This is a genomic window from Streptomyces monashensis, assembly GCF_001866665.1.
GTDB lineage: Bacteria > Actinomycetota > Actinomycetes > Streptomycetales > Streptomycetaceae > Streptomyces > Streptomyces monashensis.
Genome location: NZ_MLYO01000058.1, coordinates 42,158 through 63,692 on the forward strand (window position 1 = coordinate 42,158; position 21,535 = coordinate 63,692).

19 protein-coding genes and 1 pseudogene are annotated in these 21,535 nt (G+C 70.6%); 12 read left to right on the forward strand and 8 right to left on the reverse strand.

Going from position 1 to position 21,535, the window contains the following annotated elements; genetic code table 11:
• Positions 1-8 precede the first annotated feature (8 nt).
• Positions 9-164: a hypothetical protein gene (locus tag BIV23_RS50660; RefSeq protein ID WP_177240104.1), complete on the reverse strand. Its 156-nt coding sequence runs from the start codon at positions 162-164 to the stop codon at positions 9-11.
• 256 nt (positions 165-420) lie between these two features.
• On the opposite strand from BIV23_RS50660, the gene BIV23_RS31355 reads away from it, so the two are divergent.
• The 5 genes from BIV23_RS31355 to BIV23_RS31375 all read left to right on the forward strand — a co-directional run bounded on the left by BIV23_RS31355 (position 421) and on the right by BIV23_RS31375 (position 7,585).
• On the forward strand, positions 421-1,890 hold the full coding sequence (locus tag BIV23_RS31355) for an ABC transporter substrate-binding protein (protein WP_245790723.1): 1,470 nt from the start codon (positions 421-423) through the stop codon (positions 1,888-1,890).
• Between the two features lie 10 nt (positions 1,891-1,900).
• Positions 1,901-3,706 (forward strand): ABC transporter permease subunit, encoded by a 1,806-nt coding sequence (locus BIV23_RS31360; RefSeq protein WP_071384359.1) that lies wholly within the window; start codon positions 1,901-1,903, stop codon positions 3,704-3,706.
• Between the two features lie 202 nt (positions 3,707-3,908).
• Positions 3,909-5,483 carry an ATP-binding cassette domain-containing protein gene (locus BIV23_RS31365; RefSeq protein WP_245790724.1) on the forward strand — a complete coding sequence of 525 codons (1,575 nt, stop codon included), beginning with the start codon at positions 3,909-3,911 and terminating at the stop codon, positions 5,481-5,483.
• Between the two features lie 1,041 nt (positions 5,484-6,524).
• Positions 6,525-7,019: an RICIN domain-containing protein gene (locus BIV23_RS31370; protein ID WP_079173505.1), complete on the forward strand. Its 495-nt coding sequence runs from the start codon at positions 6,525-6,527 to the stop codon at positions 7,017-7,019.
• Between the two features lie 149 nt (positions 7,020-7,168).
• Positions 7,169-7,585, forward strand: a complete 417-nt coding sequence (locus BIV23_RS31375; protein WP_071384362.1) for a peptidase inhibitor family I36 protein — start codon at positions 7,169-7,171, stop codon at positions 7,583-7,585.
• Positions 7,586-7,723: 138 nt separating this feature from the next.
• On the opposite strand, the gene BIV23_RS31380 is transcribed toward BIV23_RS31375, so the two are convergent.
• Together BIV23_RS31380 and BIV23_RS31385 are read right to left on the reverse strand one after the other, a co-directional pair.
• Complete coding sequence (locus BIV23_RS31380) at positions 7,724-7,960, reverse strand: hypothetical protein (protein WP_071384363.1); 237 nt, start codon at positions 7,958-7,960, stop codon at positions 7,724-7,726.
• A 257-nt stretch (positions 7,961-8,217) separates the two neighbouring features.
• A complete protein-coding gene (locus tag BIV23_RS31385; RefSeq protein WP_107471318.1) occupies positions 8,218-9,633 on the reverse strand; it encodes an amino acid permease in 1,416 nt (471 codons plus the stop codon).
• A gap of 154 nt (positions 9,634-9,787) precedes the next feature.
• On the opposite strand from BIV23_RS31385, the gene BIV23_RS31390 reads away from it, so the two are divergent.
• Together BIV23_RS31390 and BIV23_RS31395 are read left to right on the forward strand one after the other, a co-directional pair.
• Positions 9,788-10,927 carry a C45 family autoproteolytic acyltransferase/hydrolase gene (locus BIV23_RS31390; RefSeq protein ID WP_071384364.1) on the forward strand — a complete coding sequence of 380 codons (1,140 nt, stop codon included), beginning with the start codon at positions 9,788-9,790 and terminating at the stop codon, positions 10,925-10,927.
• 43 nt (positions 10,928-10,970) lie between these two features.
• On the forward strand, positions 10,971-11,870 hold the full coding sequence (locus tag BIV23_RS31395) for a MurR/RpiR family transcriptional regulator (protein WP_071384365.1): 900 nt from the start codon (positions 10,971-10,973) through the stop codon (positions 11,868-11,870).
• Between the two features lie 55 nt (positions 11,871-11,925).
• Here the strand turns inward: BIV23_RS31395 and BIV23_RS31400 are convergent, their stop codons facing one another.
• Both BIV23_RS31400 and BIV23_RS31405 read right to left on the reverse strand, forming a co-directional pair.
• Positions 11,926-13,170 (reverse strand): pyridoxal phosphate-dependent aminotransferase, encoded by a 1,245-nt coding sequence (locus tag BIV23_RS31400; protein WP_342746391.1) that lies wholly within the window; start codon positions 13,168-13,170, stop codon positions 11,926-11,928.
• Between the two features lie 283 nt (positions 13,171-13,453).
• Complete coding sequence (locus BIV23_RS31405; protein WP_177240105.1) at positions 13,454-14,869, reverse strand: IS4 family transposase; 1,416 nt, start codon at positions 14,867-14,869, stop codon at positions 13,454-13,456.
• 606 nt (positions 14,870-15,475) lie between these two features.
• On the opposite strand from BIV23_RS31405, the gene BIV23_RS31410 reads away from it, so the two are divergent.
• The gene (locus BIV23_RS31410) at positions 15,476-16,357 is read left to right on the forward strand and encodes an N-acetyltransferase (RefSeq protein ID WP_245790725.1); all 882 of its coding nucleotides are present in this window, start codon (positions 15,476-15,478) and stop codon (positions 16,355-16,357) included.
• Between the two features lie 87 nt (positions 16,358-16,444).
• Here the strand turns inward: BIV23_RS31410 and BIV23_RS31415 are convergent, their stop codons facing one another.
• Entirely contained in the window at positions 16,445-17,284 is an 840-nt protein-coding gene (locus BIV23_RS31415; RefSeq protein WP_071384369.1) for an IS5/IS1182 family transposase, read from the reverse strand.
• A 32-nt stretch (positions 17,285-17,316) separates the two neighbouring features.
• Positions 17,317-17,802: a hypothetical protein gene (locus BIV23_RS31420; protein WP_245790726.1), complete on the reverse strand. Its 486-nt coding sequence runs from the start codon at positions 17,800-17,802 to the stop codon at positions 17,317-17,319.
• A 427-nt stretch (positions 17,803-18,229) separates the two neighbouring features.
• Here BIV23_RS31420 and BIV23_RS52395 point away from each other — a divergent pair.
• The 3 genes and pseudogenes from BIV23_RS52395 to BIV23_RS51175 all read left to right on the forward strand — a co-directional run.
• Positions 18,230-18,478 (forward strand): annotated as a pseudogene (locus tag BIV23_RS52395) (helix-turn-helix domain-containing protein); the annotation flags it as partial.
• Positions 18,479-18,692: 214 nt separating this feature from the next.
• Positions 18,693-19,070, forward strand: a complete 378-nt coding sequence (locus tag BIV23_RS52400) for a transposase (RefSeq protein WP_245790729.1) — start codon at positions 18,693-18,695, stop codon at positions 19,068-19,070.
• Positions 18,967-19,209 (forward strand): hypothetical protein, encoded by a 243-nt coding sequence (locus BIV23_RS51175; RefSeq protein WP_218161890.1) that lies wholly within the window; start codon positions 18,967-18,969, stop codon positions 19,207-19,209. The genes BIV23_RS52400 and BIV23_RS51175 overlap by 104 nt, the downstream gene beginning before the upstream one ends.
• On the opposite strand, the gene BIV23_RS31430 is transcribed toward BIV23_RS51175, so the two are convergent.
• Complete coding sequence (locus BIV23_RS31430; RefSeq protein WP_143079150.1) at positions 19,165-19,554, reverse strand: hypothetical protein; 390 nt, start codon at positions 19,552-19,554, stop codon at positions 19,165-19,167. The genes BIV23_RS51175 and BIV23_RS31430 overlap by 45 nt on opposite strands.
• Positions 19,555-20,499: 945 nt before the next feature.
• Between BIV23_RS31430 and BIV23_RS50665 the strand changes: the two genes are divergently transcribed.
• On the forward strand, positions 20,500-21,210 hold the full coding sequence (locus BIV23_RS50665) for a hypothetical protein (protein ID WP_071384371.1): 711 nt from the start codon (positions 20,500-20,502) through the stop codon (positions 21,208-21,210).
• The last annotated feature ends 325 nt before the right edge of the window (positions 21,211-21,535 follow it).

Below are 21,535 nucleotides of genomic sequence, written 5' to 3' on the forward strand. Positions count from 1 at the left end.
GGGACGGTTCACCTGACCTGGGGCACCCGTGCGACACCTTGCGGGTGCGGTCGCATCCGGGTGGCCGGCTCGGCCACGGCCTTCGCCGCGCTGACGTCGCAGCGGCCGGCGACGACCACGCTGCCGCCTGCGTCCAGGACGTACCGGGCGATGGACAGGCCCATGCATCGTGGTCGTCCTGACGCTTCTGTTCGCCGCGACCTGGTCTCCGGCGCCGCGGCACGGACTGCCCGGCCGCCGGCGCCGACGCGCACGGGCAGCCCTGGCGAGCGAAGCCCCTTGATGCAAATGATTGTCATATGCTAATTTCCACCACCGCAGCTTTACCGTTCCGTTGCCTCCTCATTGCTTGGATGTGCCGTGCTCCCGCCTGCCCCTGCCCCTCGCCGCGCCTCCTCCCGGCGCGGCCTGCTCGCCGCCGTGTCCGCCACCGTCGTCGCCGCCCCCGCGCTCTCCGGCTGCTTCGCGTCCTCCGCGACGTCCGGCAGTGCGGGCGGCGGGGACAAACGGATTCGGGTCGCGATGATGCAGCCGCCGCGCTCCGGCCTCTCCCCGCTGAGCGACGACGCCTTCAAGCTCTCCCGCTGGTCGACCGCCGAGACCCTCGTCCGACTCGACGCCGATGGCGACGCGCGGCCGATGCTGGCCACCAAGTGGCGCCAGAACGGCCGCACTTGGACCTTCGACCTGCGCGAGGGCGTCACCTTCCACGACGGCACGAAGCTCACCTCGGCCGATGTCGTACGATCCTTGCAGCGCGCCGCGGGCGCCGCGCCCAAGCCGCGCATCCTCGACGGCGTCGAGATGGATGTCGCGGCCGACGGCGCGCACACCGTGCGGATCACTACGGACGATGTCGACCCGCTCGTTCCGCAGCGGCTGTCCTCGCCGCAGCTGTCGATCCTGGCCGCGAAGGCGTACGGGAAGAAGGCCGTGAACCCGGCGGGGGCCGGCACCGGGCCGTTCGTGCTCACCGAGTCCGGCGGCACCAGCTACGCCACCCTCGACCAGTACGAGGACTACTGGGGCGGCAGGGCGAAGGCCGGCGGGATCGACGTGAAGTACATTCCCGACGGCACCGCCCGCGCCGCAGCGCTGCGCAGCGGGGAGGCCGACATCGTCGAGGCGATTCCCGTCGCACAGGCGTCGCTCCTGGACGAGAACCAGATCACCGAGGTGCCGATGCCGCGCACCAACACCCTTTACCTCAACGCGGAGTCGGGGCCGTTCCGCAAGGCCGGGCTGCGGGCCGCCGCCCGCGAGGCGATCGACGCCCGCTCGATCGTGAAGGGCGTGTACGAGGGGCGCGCCGACGTCGCGAAGGGGCTGCTCGGGCCCGCGCTGCCGTGGGCCGACACGCTGCGCGCCGAGGTCACCGGACGGGCGAGGGCAGCCGACCCGGACGGCGCGCAGATCACCATCGGCACCTTCACCGACCGGGCCGAACTCCCGGAAGTGGCAGCCGTGTTGCAGCAGCAGCTGCAGAAGGCGGGCTTCACGGTGAAGCTGGAGATCCGTGAGTACGCCAACATCGAGGCGGACGCCCTGGAAGGGAAGTTCGACGCGTTCATCCTGTCGCGCGCCACGATCCTCGACTCCGGCGACCCGGCCGCGTACCTCTACAGCGACTTCGCCTCCGACGGGTCCTTCAACATCGCCCGGCTCGCCGACGCGGGCGTGGACACCGCGCTGGACAAGGCGAGCGGGACCCCGGCCGGGGACAAGCGGCGCCACGGGATCATCGACGCCGAAGCCGCGGTCCTCAAGACCGACGCCGCGATTCCCCTGCTGCACGAGCGCGTGATCCAGGGCGACGCGACGAACGTCGTCGGCTCGGTCAAGGACCCGCGGGAGCGGGAACTCATCGGCCTCGACACGTACGTGAAGTAGGGGCGCTGTGATGCGTGTGCGGGGGCGTGCGGCCCTGGGAGCGGCCCTGTCCAGTCGTACTGTCGCGCTCGTGCTGGTGGTCGCCTGCGTCGGCCTGCTGCCCTGGCTGTCGGGCAAGGATCCGGCGCTGAGCGTGCTGCGGGCACGCTCCGCTGAGCAGGTGGCGACGCCCGAGGCGCTCGCCACGGTCCGTGACGACCTCGGGCTCGGGAACGGTCCCCTGCCCCAACTCGGCCACTGGCTGGGCGGGTTGGCGCGCGGCGACCTCGGCACGTCCTGGGTGTCGGACACGGAAGTCGCGCCGGGCATGCTGTCGGCACTCACCGTGTCGCTGACTCTGATGGGCGCCTCGCTGGTCGTGGCGCTGCTGCTCGCGGCCGCGCTGTGCGCGCGGACCGTGGCGCGCGGCGCCCGCGGGACGCCGGCCGGGCGCACGAGTACGGGGGCCGGTGCGGCGATGCTCGCCTCGGTTCCCGAATTCCTGCTCGCCACCGTGGGATTGCTGCTGTTCGGGGTGTGGCTCGGGTGGCTGCCCACGTCCGGGTGGAGCGGGCCCGTGGACATGGTGCTGCCCGCACTCGCCATGGGCGTACCGGCGGGCGGGCTGCTCGGCCGGCTCGTCACGGACGCGCTGCCCGGCGCGTACGGGGAGCGGTGGGTCGAGCTGTGGCGGGCCTCGGGGGTCGCCTCGTGGCGGATCGCGCTCGCCGGGCTGCGCCGGTCGGTCCCGGCCGTGGTTCCCCAACTCGCGCTCGTCGCCGTCGGGTTGACCGGAGGCGCCGTCGCCGTCGAGACCGTCTTCGCGATCCCGGGGGTCGGGCGCACCGCGCTGGGGGCGGCCAAGTCACTGGACCTACCACTGCTTCAGGCGTGTGTCCTCACGCTGCTCGCGCTGGGGCTCACGGCCGGAGTCCTGGCTCACCTGGTGCGCCGCCGCCTGCTCGGCCCGGGTTTGCGGGACGCACAACTCACGCTGGCCGCACCCCGGCCGACGGCCGGCACAGGGTGGCGCGTCGCCGTGCCCGCCAGCCTCGGCCTGCTGCTTGTCGCCGTCGTCGGCGCGGGACTGTCGGGCGACCCGTACACGGTGGAGACCGCGGCCCGGCTCGCTCCTCCCACGCTCACACATCCCCTGGGCACGGACGGGCTCGGCCGCGACGTAGTGGCCCGGCTCGGGCACGGCGCCGCGTCCACCGTCGGCACGGCCGCCGCCGTCACGGCGGTGAGCGCGCTCGTCGGACTCGCGCTCGGGTTTCTTCCGGTCTTCTCGGCCGGTCTCGCGGACGTCGCCAGCGCGCTGCCACCGGTGATCGTCGGGCTGCTCGTCGCGGGCGTCACAGGCCCCGGCGCCTCGGGCGCGGCCCTCGCGGTCGCCCTCACCTCCTGGCCGCCCCTGGCCGCGCACGCCGCGACGCTGGTCGGCGAGGTGCGGGCGTCCCGGTTCCTGGTCGCACAGCGGGCGCTCGGCGCGACCCACGGCCGGATCTCGCTGCGTCACGTGCTGCCCGCCGTCGCCGGACCCGTGGCCCGACACGCGGTGCTGCGCCTGCCCGGCACCGCGCTCGCCCTCGCCGCACTCGGCTTCCTCGGCCTCGGAGCCCAGGCGCCCGCACCGGAATGGGGCCTCCTGCTCGACGAGTCCCGCTCCTACCTGGAGCGGGCGCCATGGGCGGCGCTCGCTCCCGCCCTGGCGCTGGCCGCGCTGGCGGGCCTTGCCGTGTCACTGTCTTCGCTGTCGTTCAGCGGCGTGCGCCTCCGCAGCAAGGGCGCGCAGCCCGGCACCCGCCCGGCGACAGCGGCCGCGCACGAGGCGTGAACGGCCTCGGAGGGGCCCGACGCGCCATCACCTGGACGACGACGCAAGCGCACGCTGTCTCCTCATCGCCGGTGGTCGCGGCCGATACCAAGGACGCCGCGACCGACTCGGCGCCTCCCCGCCGGCCGTTGCCTGCCTCGCAGCTCCCCCCTGCCCGCTGCCGCGCCGCTCGCTGATGCCCATACGAAGGAAGGACCCCTCCGTGTCACCCGAGGCCGCCGAACCCCTGCTCTCCATCAGGGACTTGACGATCACACTGCCCGGGGGCCGCGCAGCGCCCGTGCGTGACGTGTCCCTCGACGTCGGCGCCGGCGAGGCGCACGCCCTCGTCGGAGAGTCCGGAGCCGGCAAGACCCTGACGGCCCGGGCGGTGCTCGGCATGCTGCCGTTCGGGGCACGGGTGACCGGCGGCGTACGGTTCGCCGGGCGGGACATCGGGCCCGGAACCCATCGGGAGTTGTGGGGGCGCGACCTCGGGTTCGTACCGCAGGACACACTGTCGGTGCTCTCCCCCGTGCACTCCGTGGGCGATCAACTGGCCGCGTCACTCAGGTCATTGGGTGGCCTCGGCCGGAGGGAGGCCCGGGCCGCCGCCGTCGCGGCCCTCGACCGGGTCGGCATCCCGGACGCCGCGCGACGCGTCCGCGCGTATCCGCACGAGTTCTCCGGCGGCATGCGGCAGCGGGCCGTCATCGCGCTGGCCACCCTGCACCGTCCCCGGCTGCTCGTCGCCGACGAACCCACCACCGCTCTCGACCCGCTCGTCCAAGACCAGATCCTCGCCCTGCTCGCCGAGCAGCGGGCCGCGTCAGGGGCCGCGCTGTTGCTGATCACGCACGATCTGCCGCTCGTGAGCCGCTGGGCGGACCGGGTCACGGTGCTGCACGCAGGAGTCGTACAGGAGACCGGACCGGCGCCCCGCGTCCTGACCGAGCCGCAGGCGGCGTACACCCGCAGGCTCGTCACCGCGACCCGGCGCGGGCCCCGCCCCACCCCAAGCGAGGCAGACCCTGATCTCCTCCTGTCCGTACGGGACTTGACGGTCCACCACCTGGGACGGCGCCGCGGCGAGGCTCCCGTGACAGCTGTCGACAAGGTCTCCTTCGACGTGGCGCGCGGCGAGACCCTCGCGCTGGTCGGCCCCTCCGGATCCGGCAAGTCCTCCACCGCCGAGGCCGTGCTGCGGCTGCGCCCCGCTGCCTCGGGATCGGTCCTCTTCCGCGGTCGGGAGCTGCTCGGGCTCGACGAGGCGGAGATGCGGGCGCTACGGCCACGCATCCAGCCCGTGTTCCAGGACCCGTACGGATCACTCAGCCCACGCCGGCGCGTGAGGGACGCGATCGCCGAACCCCTGCGCGTACAAGGGCGTTGGGACGACAGGAGTGGTCCGGAGCGAGTCGGCGAACTCCTGCGGCAGGTCGGCCTCGACCCCACGCTCGGCGCCCGCCGACCGCACGAACTGTCCGGCGGCCAGTGCCAGCGGGTCGGCATCGCGCGGGCGCTCGCCTCCGAACCCGAGGTACTGATCCTCGACGAGCCGGTCTCCGCGCTCGATCCGACCGTACGGGCCGGCGTCCTCGACCTGTTGGAGTCGCTCCAGCACGACCTGGGGCTCGGCTACCTCTTCATCTGCCACGACATGGACGTCGTGGCCTCGTTCGCCCACCGCGTCGCCGTCCTGAAGGGCGGGAAGATCGTGGAGACGCTGCCCGCGAACGCCCTGGCAACCCCCGCGGAACACCACCCGCACACCCGCGAACTCCTCACCTCGGCATGAGAGTTCGCCCGACAAGCACGATCCGACGGGGGCGACCCGCAACCGCCCTGCGCACCTTCCGGGCACTGCCCGCACTGCCCGGGCACCCCGCAGCCGCACGATGTGTTCCTCCAGCTCGGCCGGCGTGCACAGGGGCTGCCGCGATTATCCAGGGTCAGTGGGCACTTCACGCAGGTCAGGCAGCATATCCCGGGGTGAGGCAAGTAAGGCAAGGAGCGGCCCCGGAAACGGTTCGATCAAACCGTTTCCGGGGCCGCCGTTCATGAGGACGGGAGCCGTCCGGGGCCGCAGAGCGGGCAGGCTCAGGTGCCGCATCTGTTCGTGCTCCTCGGGCAGGCTCCGGGCCATTCTCCGCACCAGGTCAAGGCCGAGGCCGAGGCGGTCACCGGGGGTGAACCGGGATGCCGTAAGGCCATCGCGCACCTCTCGCTTCAACGAGCTTCCCTACTCGGAGAGTTGCGCGATGGCCGCCGCATGACCAGGGGTTACGCCAAGATCGCTGCTACACCACTCCACGGGACGCCATCCGGCAGCGCGGGCACAGAGGACGCTCCGGGCCCGACGTGCCCGGCTGGAATCCCCAGCCGTGGCAGTGCGGGCACAGGTCGCGGTCAGGCGGTGGACACAAGCAGGTGGTCATGTCCGGTGAACGCGGGTGGGTGACGGCGCGTCACGGCTCGCGGCCCGCCGCTGTCCCCGCACCACCGTCAGCGCTGGAGCAGGCCCCACCCGTACTCTTCCCGGCTCGCTGTGCACTGCGACACCGGAACCCCCGCTTCACCGTGCAATGAGACACCCCACACCATGGGTCGCCGGCCCTACATTCGGTGAGCCGACAGGGGCCGACCGGGGTGTGTGGACTTGTGTGGGAAACGAGACCCCACGCGGCCACGCCGGGCAGCCTGGTCGGGCCGCTTCGCGCAAGGCCAATACAGACGATTGCGGGTTCATCGAACCTCGACTCGGCCGACGCCGTAGAGGTCTTCGAGGAGGGGCGAACGGGGCTCTTGGCCCCGCGACTTCACGGGAGGACGCACAACCATGAGCAAAACCCTTCGACGCTTGCTGCTGCTTCCGGCGGCAGCCCTGGCGCTGCTGTCAACGCAAGCCCTACCGGCGCATGCGGGCACAACGTTCAACCTCCGGACCCCCTGGGGCGGCAGTCCGTGCCTCCGGCCGGACTCGAACAACTTGGGCGTGAGCGTTCACGCGTATCCGTGCGACGGCTACTCCAACCACTGGACATTCGCGAACGTGCATCCAGACGGCACGTACGAGTTCGAGTGGCTCCCCAACGGCGGCTGCCTTATCCCGAACTGGAATCAGCAAGCCTCGCCAGTCGTCGTCACCAATGGGACCAACGTCTGCAATAACGACTCCTCGCGGTGGTATCTGAAGGGGCTGCCCGACGGGAAGACCCAGATCGTCAACGTTGCCACCGGCCTGGTGCTGGACTATGACTCGTCGGGCGCCAACCGCGGGCTCCAGCTATGGCCCGCGTGGGGCGACCTGAACCAGGAGTTCTTCCTATCCTGACCGCTCAGCTGGCGACGGCGGTGATCTCTCCGCGAAACGGACATGATCACCACCGCCGCCGGATGCGATTCGAGATTACCTCAGCATGGTCGTGATCTGACCGGTTGCAATATTGAGTGCACGGCACTGCTGTCATGGGAGGGGACGCAATGCGTATCGGGTTCGGGCGGCGCACCGGCAAGCCTGCGATCGTGGGGACGCTCACGGTCGCCGCGTTGAGCTTGGCCACGGGAGGCGCTTTCGCCGCCACGCCGCCGACGGGGGCCGAGGCCTGCCCGAGCGGGAACGTGTGCTTGTACTTCAACTCGCCGAACGGCTGGGGCGCGTGGGAAGACTGGTCGCCTGGCCAGAGCCTCAGTCTGTCGGACTTCACGTTCGCTCACTGGGGGAACAACGGTTCTGGTTACGGGCAGACGGTGTACGACAACGCTGCCTCGGTCGTCAACAACACCGGCCACACGGTGGTCGTTGAGTCGGACCTTGGCCACGACGACTACTACGTCGCGGGCTACGCCGGATCCCTGTACTCCTTCACCTACAACCACGACGCTCTCCTGTACTGCTGACGCGCAGCGAAGCATCGCGAGTGCCCCCTCTGCACCGACATGGTGGAGGGGGCCCGCCCCTTCGCCGACCCCGCTAGCGCAGCCCATGAGCGCCGGACCAGGCCGGGCTGCGCAGCCGTGGCTTCGACGATGCCCGCCTCAGCAGCAGCAACGCCCGCACGGCGCCGTCCTGCGAGCACCCGCCTGTCCAGGCTGGCGTCGACCGCGCCAACGGTTGATGACCGCGTACAGGTCGCCGCCGGTCTGGGCCAGGGAGTCCGGGACGCCGGCCAGGACCAGGGCGAGTTCGGGGTCGCCGACCGGCGGCATCGGGGCCCGGCCCACCCCCTTGTCGCTGCTGCTCCTCTCGTAGGCGGACAGACCCCGGTCCTCCACTGGGCGAAGCGACGGTAGAGGTACCAGCCGAACGCCTCCACCAGGCGCTCCAGCGGACGCGGGCCGACTGGGAGGCCGAACTCCGACGCTGGAACCGGGAGAACCCGGACCTTGCGGCAGAGCCGCCTGGAGCCGGCCCGCCTGCTGCTCGCCTCGGATGCCGCGCCCTGCGCGGCATCCGAATAATGGGGCATCCCGCGCCACCCACCGGGGCGCGTGCCTCCGGTTCTGGGGTGCTGTTCGGCGGGAGGTCGTGGTCAGACGAGGGTGCGTGAGGGCGCCGGTTCGGCGGCGTTCTTCGGGTGCCGGGCCCGCTGGGTGATCAGGCCGGCGACGACGGCGACGGCGGTGACCAGGAGCGTCAGCAGGAGCGATCGCCGGCTTCCGGAGTCGGCTGCCATGCCGGCGATGATGGCCAGGAGTGCCGCGAGGACAAGCAGGCTCAGCCAGGGGTATGCCCACATGCGGACGGTGAGGGCTTCGGGCCGCTCCCGCATCAGCCGGGCGCGCCCGCGCAGGTGCGTGACGGTGATGCACAGGTAGACCACGACGGCGACGGCGCCGGAGGAGTCGAGCAGGAACTGGTAGACGGCCGTGGTGGGCAGGAAGTAGTTGGCCACGACGGTGAGCAGTCCGATGCTGGAGGCGGCGAGCACGGCCGGTGCGGGCACGCCGAGCCGGGTGGTGCGGGCGAACAGCGCCGGGGCTTCGCCTCGTTCGGCCAGGGAGTGGAGCATCCGGGAGGAGGAGTAGATCCCGGAGTTGAGGCAGGACAGGACGGCGGTGAGCACGATGAAGTTCATCGTCGTGCCGGCGAAGGGCACGCCGAGGTGGCCGAGGACGGCGACGTAGGGGCTGTCGGTGACGGCGGTGGAGTTCCAGGGCAGCAGCATCACCACGACGGTGATCGAGCCGATGTAGAAGAGCAGGATGCGCCAGACGACGCTGTTGATGCCGCGCCGCACGGCCTGGGCGGGGTCCTTGGCCTCGCCGGCGGCGATGGTGACGACTTCGGTGCCGAAGTAGGAGAAGAAGACGACCAGCGATGCCTGGAGCACGGCCAGCCAGCCGTTGGGGGCGAAGCCGCCGTGGCCGAGGAGGTTGGTGGTGCCGGGGGCGCTGGTGTTCGGGAGCGCGCCGAGCACGGCGGCGAGGCCGATGAGCAGGAAGGCGATGATCGCCGCCACCTTGATCATGGCGAACCAGAACTCGAAGGTGCCGAAGGACTCGACGCGGGCGAAGTTGACCGCGATCAACGCGACCATCAGGACCAGGGCGGCCAGCCAGGTGGGTATGGAGGGCAGCATGTGGTGGGCGACGGCGGCGCCGGCGATGGCTTCGAATCCGACGGTGATGCACCACTGGTAGGCGTACAGCCATCCCACCGACAGCCCGGCCCAGGGGCCCAGCTCGCGGCCGGCGTAGCTGGAGAAGGAACCGGTCTCCGGCTGGGCGACCGCCATCTCGGCCAGCATGCGCATCACCAGGACGGCCAGGGCGCCGACGGCGGCGTAGGCCACCAGTACGGCGGGCCCGGCCTGGCGGATGGCGCTGCCGCTGCCGACGAAGAGCCCGGCGCCGATGACGCCGCCGATCGCGATCATGGTCATCTGCCGGTTGCCCAGCGCACCGCGCAGTTGGGCAGAGCCGTGGGCGTGAGCGGAAGGTTTCACAGGCGTTCCTGACCTTGGGGAGAGGGGCGGGAACAACAAGATATGCAAGCAGAATTGCAAGATGTAGTATCGCTGCAATTAAATTTACGTCACGGGTTGCGGCCAGCACGTCCGCGAAGCGGTCGGCGCAGCCCAACCGGCAGGAGGTCGGAAGATGGCGGCAGGCATCCGTGAGCAGGAACTCGCCGGGCTGCGGTGGCTGGTCGTCTCCGGGGAGCGGACGGAAGTGTTCCGTGCCCTAGGCCAGGCCGCCCGCGCCGATGTCCACGCGGTCCAGGACGCCCTGCCCGAACGCTCCGCGCTGCACCGTTGGGCGGCGACCGAACGGGGGCGGATCCGGATCGGCCGAGTGCTGGACGCCACGCACGCCGCGTGCGGCCGACAGCTGGCCGAGCTGCGCGCCCTCGCCGCCGGCGCCGGCATGGACTTCCACGACCTGCTGCTGGCCAACCTCCGCGGCGACCTCGGTGTCGACGACGGCACCGGCTGCACGGACCTCGGCTGGCGCCGGACGCGTTCCTACGTCGCGCACAACGAGGACGGGGCGCCCGCACTCGACGGCCGGCTGATGCTGCTCACCCTGCTCGTCGACGGGGACGCGCCGGTCACGGTCCAGTGGTATCCGGGCTTCCTGCCCGCCAATACCTTCACGGCCACCGGCAACGGCCTGGTCTGGGGCATCAACCACGTCCAGGCCACGCGCCCGGCCGACGCCCCGGGACGGCACTTCGTCGCCCGCGCCCTGCAGCAGGCCCCGACCCTGGACGCCGCCGTCGACCACCTGCGCACCCACCCCAGCGCCGGCGGCTTCGCCTACACGATCGGCGACCGTGCCGAGGGCCGGGTCGTCGTCGTGGAGAGCGCCGCCGGACGGACCGCCGTGGTGGAGGCCGATCCGGTCCACCACCCCCTGCACTGGCACACCAACCACCTGCGCCACCTGACAGAACCGGCCGACGCGCCCACCGCCGCCCCGGCCGCGAACGACGGCGCGCGGGCGGCCCGCAGCCTGGGCCAGTTCGAGGAGAGCGTCGCCCGCGGCAAGGCCCTGAGTACCCTGCCCGTCCCCGCCGACGACCCCGGCGCGCAGTGGTTCCTGGACATCCTCACCGCGGCGCCGCTGCCCTACGGGGTACACCGCACGGCCGCAGGCACCGACCCGCTGATGACCCTGTGCTCGGTGGTGGCCGACCTCACCGACGACCGGATCACGGTGCGCGGACCAGCCGGGAAGAGCGCCGAGATGGCGCTGTCGGACTTCGCACAGGGGCGTGCCGACGCCGCCACCGGGTGACCCCGTGGCCTCGGCACGGCCGTTGCGGGAGAGAATTCCTCTCATGGCCACAGCATCGCGGCGACCTCCGCAGACCTACGACGAGCTCGTCGCCACCCTCCACAACCCGGCGACGCCGCTGACCCGCTCCCAGCGGCTCCTGGCCGACCGTGTCATGGCCGATCCCGAGGGCGTGGCGTTCATGACCATCTCGGAGCTGGCGTCCGCAGTCGGCGTCAACGAGGCCACCGTGGTGCGCTTCGCCACCAGCCTCGGCCTTGAGGGCTACCCCGGGCTGACCAGACTGTGCCGCGAGCATCTGCGCGAACAGGTGCACCTGCTGCGCCGCTACGACAACCTGGAGCAGCTGGGGGCCGACGGCGGAAACCTGCTTCAGCAGGCGGCCGCGGCGGAAGGGGCCAACATCGCCCGCACCTTCGCCCGGATCGACCCCGAAACCTGGGAGGCCGCCGTCAAGGCGCTGGCCGAGGCCCCCCGCGTCCACGTCATGGGCCTGCGCAAGTGCCACGCCCCGGCCTATCTGCTCGGCTACCTGCTGCGGATGCTGCGCGAGGACGTCGAAACCGTCACGCTGGGCACGGGCACGCTCACCGACGACCTGCGCCGGGTCCGCGAGGGCGACTGCTTCGTGACCATCGCGATCCGCCGCTACAGCGCGGAGACGGTGCGGGCCGCGGCCTGGGCACGATCGCGCGGAGCCCGCTGCGTGGCGCTGACCGACAACCCCTCCTCGCCGCTGGCATCCTCGGCCGAGCAGGTCTTCTTCGTCGATGCCTCCAGCCCGTCGGTGCTGCGCTCGCTGACCGCGTTCACCGCACTGGTCCAGGCGCTCGCCACCGGGGTCGCCCAACTGCGCGGGCACCAGGTGCGTTCGACGTTGCTGCAGGAAGAAGAACTGCTGGAGGAGTTCGGCGCCTACGCCCCGGAGACGCCCCAGCCGTGAGCCGCCGGGCCGGCGCCACACAACGTCCGCGCGGCCCGCCCGGCGGCAGCCCGCCTCAGCCGCGTGCCGTCAGCGCGGCGAGCGCACCGCGCAGGTGCTCCAGGGAAGCCGCGATCCACGGCAGCCGCAGCGGGTCGTCGCTGCGCAACGCCTCCCAGCGCTCCGCCTCGGACTCCCCGTACAGCAGGCTGGTAGCCACCCGGGCGCGCAGTCCGCCGACCGCGTCCCCGAACGCCTCACCGGCGAGCACGCCGACCCCGTGCTCCTCCAGCAGGGCTGCGGCCAGCCCCGCACCGGTGTCGATACCCCGGGCGGCGAGGACCGGCCGCACCGGTTCGAAGTCCGGGTAGAGGTAGAAGCCCGCCTCGGGACGGCGGCAGACCGCACCGGCCGCCGTGAACCGCTCGTACACCGCCGCCGCGACCGTCGCATGCAGCCCGCGCGCGGCATCGATGTGGTCCAGCACCTCGGGCGGATCCTGCAGGATGTACGTGGCGGCGGCCTGCATCGGCGCAGCCAGGCTGGACCACACCTCACTGGCCACCCCGACAAGCTCGCCCATCAGCCGTTCGCCCCAGGGACCCGACGGCACCCGGGCGAACCCGATGCGCCAACCGCCCAAGGCCATCGACTTGCTCAACCCGCTGGTGACAACGGTGCGTTCGGGCAGATAGCCGAGCGCGCTGGGAGCCTTCCCGAAGTGGCACACCTCGGCGTAGATCTCATCGCAGACCACTGCCAGACCATGCCGCTCGGCGATCTCACAGACCGCACGCAGGTGCTCCTCGCGGGCGATCGTCCCCGTGGGATTGTCCGGCACCGTCACCACCAGGACACCGGGGTTCGCCCCGGCCGCCCGCGCGTCGGCCAGCGCCTGCTCCAGCAGCTCCGGGTCCGGAACGCCGCCCGCCTCCGCCGGCACCGGCACACTGATGGTCTTCTTGCCCACCAGAGCCGTCTGGGCCGCGTAGCTGACCCACGCCGGGCACGGCAGTACCACGTCCCCCGGCAGCGTGGCGAGCAGCGCGAACAGCAGCGCCTTGCTGCCGGGGGCGAACAGCACCTGCTCGGGTTCCGTCTCCACCCCACGCCGGCCGAACCACCCGGCAGCGGCCTCGCGGGCCTCCCGCGAGCCGACGACGGCCCCGTATCCGTTGCGCCCGGCCGCCGCCGACAACACCTGCGCGACCGAATCCGGTACCGGCAGCCCCGCCTCGCCGAACCCGAGGTGCAATACCTTCTCCCCCGCCGCCCGGCGGGCCCGCAGTGTCTCGTCGATGGCCAAGGTCGCCGAATGCATGGTCACGGCGCCCCACTCTCCTCACAAGGTTCGACACGGCAGCGCAAGCGCGACTGCATAGTTGAGAGTATATGCAAATGTGTTTGCATTCGGGCCGGAGGGCCGCTCCGGGTTTGCGAAGATCCGGCTGATGCCGCTGGTGGAGTGTGGGACCCGTGCAGTGATCCAAGCCGCGTTCGGGTCGACTGCGCCTGACTGAGTGGCCGCAGTTCTGCCACGTCGACCCGCACCGGCTCACCTCCCGGCAGCGAGGTCACGTCCGCTGGAGTGCAACGCCGTTGCGTTAGCCGTCAGGCCCGGCGTCAATGTCTCCGTCCTTGACCATCTTGAAGTCCAGCGTGCACGCCTGCACGGTGCGCGGATGCTGGTCCCGCTGGAACTGGTACTTGCTGGCTGTCTTGCGGTAGCGGGCCTTCAATCGCTGGCGGCGCTGTTCGGGCAGGAGGTTGGCCAGAACGGCACGGCCGATTGCCCCGATCAAGGACGCCGTACTGCCCCGGGCAGGCCCCGGGGCGACGATGATCTGGTCCGCGGCGGCCTGGAACAGAACGGTGAAGCTCACCCGCTGGACGGATAGTCCCGGCCTGGCCGTCGTGACATCGCCTGCCATTTGGACCAGCGCCTGGTAGACCGCGAGCAGCGCGAAGATCTCCTGCTCAAGTCCGGGGACACTACGGGAACGCAGCACTCGCCCGTCCAAGATCGTGGACTTCAGCGAGAAATAGCAGGTCTCCGCCTGCCAGCGCCGGTGGTAGAGCCGCAGCAGATCGTCTGCGGGATGGCGCTCGGCATCCAGAAGATTGGTCAGCAGCCGCCACAGCTCCGTGCGCCGCGTACCGTCGGCGAGGACGATGGTGAGCCACGCCTCGACCACCCGCACCTCCACCCGCTGCCCGCTCGCCCTGGCACGGTGGCGGCGCGGCAGGACCGCGGTGAGGTAGGAGCCGTCGGGCAGCGGACGGCGCACAGTCGGGCGCCGCTTGCGGGTGGAGCGCAGCACGAAACGGGCCCCGGTGTCCTGCGCGGCCTGAAGGAAGTCGAACGCGTCGTAGTAGGCGTCGGCCAGCAGGAGCATCGATGAGTCCAGATGTCCCAGCAGACGGCGCGCGTAGGCGAGTTCGCCGACGTCGTCGGGTCCGAAGACCGCGCCCATCAAAGCCCGTGTGCCGCACTCCACGAGGGCCACCAGGCGCACCAGCGGATAGCCGAACGCGCGGACCCTGCCGATGTGTTTGCGAAAATGCCAGGTCACCGCTTCCTCGTCGGGAGCGGACAGAGTGGTGCCGTCCACGGCGACCAGGCGCAGGCCCTGGTAGAACGCACAGGACTGGCGGCGGTCTGCCACTGGTCCGGCGAGGATCGAGAACAGATGGCGCAGCGGTCCGCTTCCCAGCCGGCGCCGGGCACGTGCCAGCGACGAGGCGCACGGGCGGGCCACGGGCACGCTGCCCAGTCCCGCCGTGAGCTTGGCCCAAACCGCCTGGTAGGAGGATCGCTCGAAGAAGGCGAGGGCCAGCACGAAGTACACCACGACGCGCGCCGGGAGCAGCCGCACCCGCCGCGTGCGGACACCGGTGTCCTCCAGGACCGCGTCGACTAACTCGGGGTCGATGATCTCGGTCAACTCGCCCAGATGGCCAGGCGCATACACGTCCAGGGCTGTTGCGTCGGGCCTGACGCTGACAGAATTCTGCGGCAACGGGACCTCCAGGGCACTCGCAATGGCTTCGACACCATGCGAACTACCAGAGGTCCCGCCCTCTTGACAGGGCGCGCACATCCTTAACCCACTGGCGTTGCACTCCAGCGGACGTGACCGCAGATCTCGCGTGAGGTGGAGAATGTGGTCCCACAGTCGGCGTGCCCCGGCCAGGTCGACGCGCGCCGACTCGTCCGGCGGTACCACGGCCATCTGTGCGAGCCGTCGCCGGCCGTGGGAGATGAGCCTGGACAGTGTCGCGCCGTTTCCCAGGACGCCCGGCCCGGACATGGGCACCGCCCAGTAGGCGCCGGTGCCGCCCGGGTGCCGGACGATGTCAGGGTGAGGCACGCCCAGTGAGTGGCGTGCATCGTGAAGTAGCAGGTCACGGGCCTGGTGTGCGTCGACTCCGGGGTACTCGTGCTGGTGACGGGCGGGTGACTTCGGTGGAGATCGTCGGTCAGCGGGCGACTTCCCCGTTTGTGAGGACGAGCAGGCGTGAGCGCCCTCCCTCATCGTCGCCCACTGCCGCGGCGCCGCCTAAATCCGCTGGCGGCCAACACCTCGTCCTGCGACAGTGCGTGAATGGAGTGGAGAGCCGTTTCCGTGGCGGACGTCGACGCCCTCGCCGAACTGCTCGGCCGGGACGAGGAGGCTACGGTCGGTCGCCGCGAGTCCGGCCCCGCCGAGGCGCGCAGCATGCTGGCCGCCCCCGGCCTGGACCTGCCCTCCCGCACGTGGACCGCGTCGGGTCCCGACGGCGGCCTGCTCGGCTTCGCCGCCCTCCAGCCCGCGCCTCAGCCGGGCGAGCTGCGTGCCCAGTTGGTCGTTGCCCCGTCCCCGGATGCACCTGCCGTCACCGCGACGCTCCTGGACCGCCTCGACGTCTGGGCCGCCCACGACCTGCCGACCCCTGACACGCCGGTGACGCTGTATCAGCTTCCTGGCTGCTTCCCCCACGACCAACTCCTCAGCCGCGGCTGGACCGTCGTGGACAGCAGCAGCCGCCTCACCGTCAACCTGGACGCCATCCGCCTCCCCGAGCACCCCGCGCCCGCGGTGCGCGCGGCCCGGAACGAGACCGACCTCCGCACCGTCCACTCCGTGCTGAACGAGGCCTTCACCGACGACCCGGAGCACCCCCACCCGGACTTCGACGCCTTCCACCACGCCCAGCGCCGACGCGAGGGCTACAACCCCGACTTGTGGCTCCTCGCCGAACTCGACAGCGTCCCCGCCGGCGCCCTCATCGCCCGCGACCCCGCCGACCGCGCCTGGATCGCCTGGTTCGGCGTCCACCCCGCCCACCGCCGCCACGGCCTCGGCGCCCAGCTCCTCACCGCCGCATTCAGCCTCCTCCGCGCCCGCGGCCACCGCACGGTCGGCGTCGACGTGGACACCCACAACACCGGCGCCATGCAGGCCTACACCTCCGCCGGCATGACCCTTCTCGGCGCGGCCGACCAGTGGCGCAGGACCTACGTCTGAACCCGGCGCCCGCCCTGCGTCAGGCAAGGGCGACGCCGCCGGTGGTAGGCCCAGGCGAGGGCCAGAACGATCGGTGGAGATCGCCGGTCAGCGGGCGACTTCCTGGTTGGCCAGGACGAGCAGGGCCCGTACCAGTGCGGTCGCCCACTTCGGGTCGGTGCGGACCTGGCCGAGGACGCGCCAGTTCTTCAGGTGCGCGAAGCCGTGCTCGACCGGGGCCCGGACCGCGGCCAGCGCCTTGTTAGACAGCTTCTGGCCCCTGGTCAGGGGCTTGTTGCGGGCGGCTTTGTAGCCTGTAATCACTGCTGGGTCGGCGTCCGGGCCGCTGTCGTCGAGGCCGACGAAGCCCAGGTCGGCGATCGCGCCGAGGCCGGCCGCGCGCAGGTGGGCGGTCAGTCTGTCGTGGCGGCAAGCGGTGATCTCCGAGGTGCGTCCGGGCCGGACCGCGCTCACCCAGACCAGTCGGCCCTTGTCGTCGGTGAGCGCGATCACGAGCAGGCCGTGACACTTGTGCTTGCCGGAATAGTTCTTCCGGTTCTCGGTCCCGGTGCGGCGGTGGGTGCGGATCAGGGAGCCGTCCAGCAGTACGACTCCGCCACCCGATCGGGCGATCTTCTTCAGTGCGCGGTCCAGGCGCGGGGCGCGAGCGGCCAGCAGCCCGACGACTTCCCGCACCCACCGGGACACCGTGGTGCGGTGCACCCCGTTCCCGCCGGCCAGATCACCAGGCCGCTGGTCACAGCGCAGCACCGCCAGCACGATCCCGGCGATCCTCCCCGCGGACAGGGCCCGCCACCGCGATCCGATCTTCTTCAGGTGGCCGCGTATCAGGCAGCTGAGCCAGTTCAAGGTGGCGCTCGACAGCGGCAGGCGAGCGGTGTAGACAAGACCGTCGGGGCCCTCGGCGAGGCTGTTGCTTTTCTTCACACCAAACTCAACTGCCGCCGAGGGCCCTCCAGTTACGCCACTGCGGCTGCCGGGCAGGCACGGCTACAGGCGCGCGGTGAACTTCCCGTCGCCGCGCTTGTGCAGCCGCCGCGGTCCGCGAGCCTGACCAGCTTTGCCCGCAGCGGCTCCAGCTTCCCGCGCACCTCCACCTGAAGGCCCAGCTCTTCGCCCACCGCCCGCACCTGCACCGGACCGCCGGCGGCCCGCACGATCGCCAGGATCCGGCGGTAGTCGCCGGGAAGCGCGGCGTCGTCAACACTGTCGCCGCGGTGCGGGACCAGCAGCACCGCCCGCCCGCCGACCTGCGCCGACGCTGGTGCGACGGCAGCCCGTTCCCCGGCGATCTGCTCGCTCATCCGCGCCAGAACCCGCTCGGTGACTGCGAGTTCGTCCCGCTCGGCCCGCACCTGGTCCAGTTGCTTGACCAGCTGTTCTTCCAGACTGTCCAGTTCCGCGCGGCGCGCGGCGATCCGTTCCAGTACCTCGGGGTCCACCATGCCCGGGAGCGTAGGAGCCCCCGGGCTGGAACGGACCAGAACCCGCGAAGTCCTCCCTGCCCGACGATCTACACGGCAGACTGCCGCGCGCGACCAGCACGAGCACCGGGGCACGGAATCACACCAGGCCCGTGACCTGCCACTTCACGATGCACCCCACTCACTCAGGTCGGCCAGTACAAGGCCCAGCGCCAGGACTACCTCGGTGCCACCCACACCGCGCAGATCGCCCAGCTGATCGCGGACGCCGCCGGTATTGCGGCCACCGCCCAGCAGAACGCCGCCCAAGCCCACAAGGCCGCCGCCAACGCGGTCAAGGCCCAAGACCAGGCAGCCGACTGGGCGAAGAAGGCCGACGCGTCGGCTGCAGCGGATCAGCCGAACCGCCAAGGACCCGGTGAAGCTACGGCGGGCGATCGTCGTGCTGATGTCCGCGCAAGGCCAATCCGTACCGGATATCACCTTGTTGATGCAGGTCAGCGCCGACTACGTGCGCGACGTCATCCACGCCTTCAACGAGCGGGGATTCGACGCTCTGGACCCAAAATGGAGCGGGGGACGCCCCAGGACGATCAGTAGTCAGACACGCGAGCACATCTGCCTGATCGCCCGGACGTCCCCCGCCGACTGGAAGATCGCTTCGTTCTCCACCTGGAGCCTGACCAAGCTGGCCGAGCATCTGGTCAAACAGGCGGTAGTCCCTGCGATCAGCCGCGAGACACTGCGGCGGATACTGCGCGAGGGCAAGGTCTCCTGGCAGACGACTACGACCTGGAAGTCCTCGAACGACCCCGACTTCATCGCCAAGATGCACCGCATCCTGGCCCTCTACGACACCCCGCCCGACGACGGCCGGGTGGTGTGTGGACGAGTTCGGCCCGCTGAACCTGATGCCCCGCAAAGGCAGGGCATGGCGACCGGCAGGCTCCCCGCGCCGGCTGCGGGCCACCTACAACCGCTACGACGGCGTCATGCACATGCTCGCAGCCCTCGACCTGGCAACCGGCAAGATGTACTACCGCATCCGCCGGCGAAAGCGATGGCGCGAGTTCCTGTCCCTGCTCAAAGCCCTGCGCGCCCGCTGGCCCGGAGAGAAGTTATACGTCGTGCTGGACAACTTTTCCCCGCACAAGCACCCGAACGTCCGGGCCTGGGCGGCTGCCCATGACGTCGAGCTGGTCTTCCTGCCGACCGACCTATGGATCATGGCTGAACTGGATCGAGTCCGAGTTCGCCGCCCTGCGCTACTTCGCCCTCAACGGCACTGACCACCGCAGCCACGGCGAGCAGAACGCCGCCATCGCCGCCTACATCCGCTGGCGCAACGCCCGGGCCCAACCGAAGACCAACTTCGCCCCCGACTCACCCATCCGTACCTGGACCCAGTACCCGGCGAAGGCGGCTTGAGAAGTCCTCCACGGGCGCCTCCGGGAGTGACGGCCACTTCTCCATGGCTTCGACGATCTCCGCCAGACGGGTCTCGAAGGCCGCCGCGTCGACCTCGCCAGTCCCACACTCCTGCCACAGTTCAACGAGCTGATCCTCCAGCTCGCCGAACTCGATCATCTTGTCGGACAGCGTGAAGCCGTCCAAGGAAGGTTTCCCGACCTCAAGCACCCAACGGTTCGCAGCCGCGTCTGCGGTGATGCCGCGACCCGCCAGTTCGACAACGCTGAACGCCACCCCGGGGTGAGCCGCCACAGCGAGGAACACACCCAGCGACACCGAGTTCCGCACGGGCTTCTCCGCCACGCGCCAACCCTCCTCCACGAGCACACCAGGCCGTACATCCACGACAGTGATCAAGACCAGTTGGCAGCCTACAGAGTTATCCACCCAAGGATCCGAGACGAGCCACTAGCAAATCTGTCGAACGTCACCTGGCAGCCCTCGACCTTGCGGCATGAGACCAATTGGGCAACAGGGTCATCGAGATCTTCTACAACCGCCAGAGACGACATTCAGCACTGGGCTACCGCACCCCCATCGAGTACGAACTATTCTCCGTGGGGCAGGTCACGCTGTCACCCGATCATGCAGCAGTCCCCATCGCGGCTGGGGGTGTGGCGCAGCAACATGCGCAGTCGGCAGGCGTCGCTGTCGCAAGCGCAGCGCCAGCAGTTGGTGGATCTCGGTCTGCTCGACTGATGACCCCCATCCCAACACCGCGCTACTCCCCGGGGCCACCGGGCGCACAGGCCCACACGCCTCCTCACAGGGACAAGTCCTGCGACCAGGGCGGGCGCGTCAGACCTGCGCGAAACTGTGGACCCTGCCCCGGGGCAGTTGCGGCGCCGTCCGGCGTGTATACCGCACCGATTCGCCAGGCTGACGACACCGGCACCCGCGGGAGGGCCGGCTCACCACTGTGCGATCTCGTGCCGGGCTGCACGACAAGCAGGCTCTGGCGCAGCCGCCTCCTTTAACACGGATCAGTCATGGCTTTCGTAGCGACACGCAGCCAGCGGAGGGTGAGCAGACGTCAGCAGATCATCCAGGAGGGCTAATGGTCATTCAATCTGCCTGGTCTTCGAGCCGCTTCACATTCTGACGGTGCACCAGGCAAGGCCGTATATACCCCGGTCGGCCCCCTGCCGCACAGCTTTCGATATGACCCGATATGACAGTCGTGAGTACTTTTGGTCGCAGTCGGCTGACGAGCCGACATCTCCGAGATATCCAGACAGGAGAAGCGACATGAAGCTCGCTCGTTCCACCATGGTGGCCGCAGGTCTCTCGTCCGCCGCGGCGCTCGCCCTGACCGGCATCACCTACGCCTCGGCGGCCTCCGCGCCAGCACCCCAGGCGGCCCCGGCCGCCGCCTCGGCAGCGCCCTTCGGCGGCGACTCCGGACAGAACAAGGCCAACAACAACGAAGGACAGGGCAAGGGCAACGAAGGAAAGGGCAACGAAGGCCGGGGCGAGCGGCGCGAGGAAGGCCGGCGCCACGAGGACAGAGGCCGGATCGAGATCAACGAGCGGTCCTACTCCGCCCACCCCGGCGACTGCATCACCGTCGTCAGCGGCCTGGGCGCCAAGACCCTCAACATCCGCAACGAGAGCCACAAGCGCCTCGAGGTCTTCCGCGGTGCCGTCTGCGACAACGGCGCCCCCATCGCCACCGTCGGCCCCTGGAGCTCCTCCGACGGCGTCTGCCCGACGATCAAGGACGAGGACGAGAAGAAGAACGGGAACGAGAACGAGAACTGCGAGGAGCGCGAGCACCACGAGAACGGCGAGGACGACGAGAACGGCAAGCACGACGAGCAGGGCGAGCACCACGAGAAGGGCGAGGACGGCGTGAAGGTCAAGAACGGAGTCATCGCCAGCTTCCGCGTGGACTGCGACCACGACGACCGCGGTGACCGCGGGGAGGGCGGCCGGGGCGGCGAGGGCGGCTGGGACTGACCCCGAAGCCGAACAGCCCAATACGGGGCCCCGGCCCGCCGCAATCGGGCCGGGGTACTCCCATCCCATTGTCCGACAACCCACGCGCCATGCGCGCACCACCGGCCCGGACACCAGACATCACACCCTGGTGCCCGGGCCGACGCTCTTTCCCTTGTTGGTCGATCCACCTGGGGATATCCGTCCCGAACGCTTCCCGCGGGCACATCTGACCACGCCCTCGCCAAACGTTTTCCCTCCCGGCGTTTCCACCGCCCCGAAGGGGTGAGAAAACACGCTGGCGGAACGGACGAGGACGTATGCACGAACACGGGCGCAGGCGGTC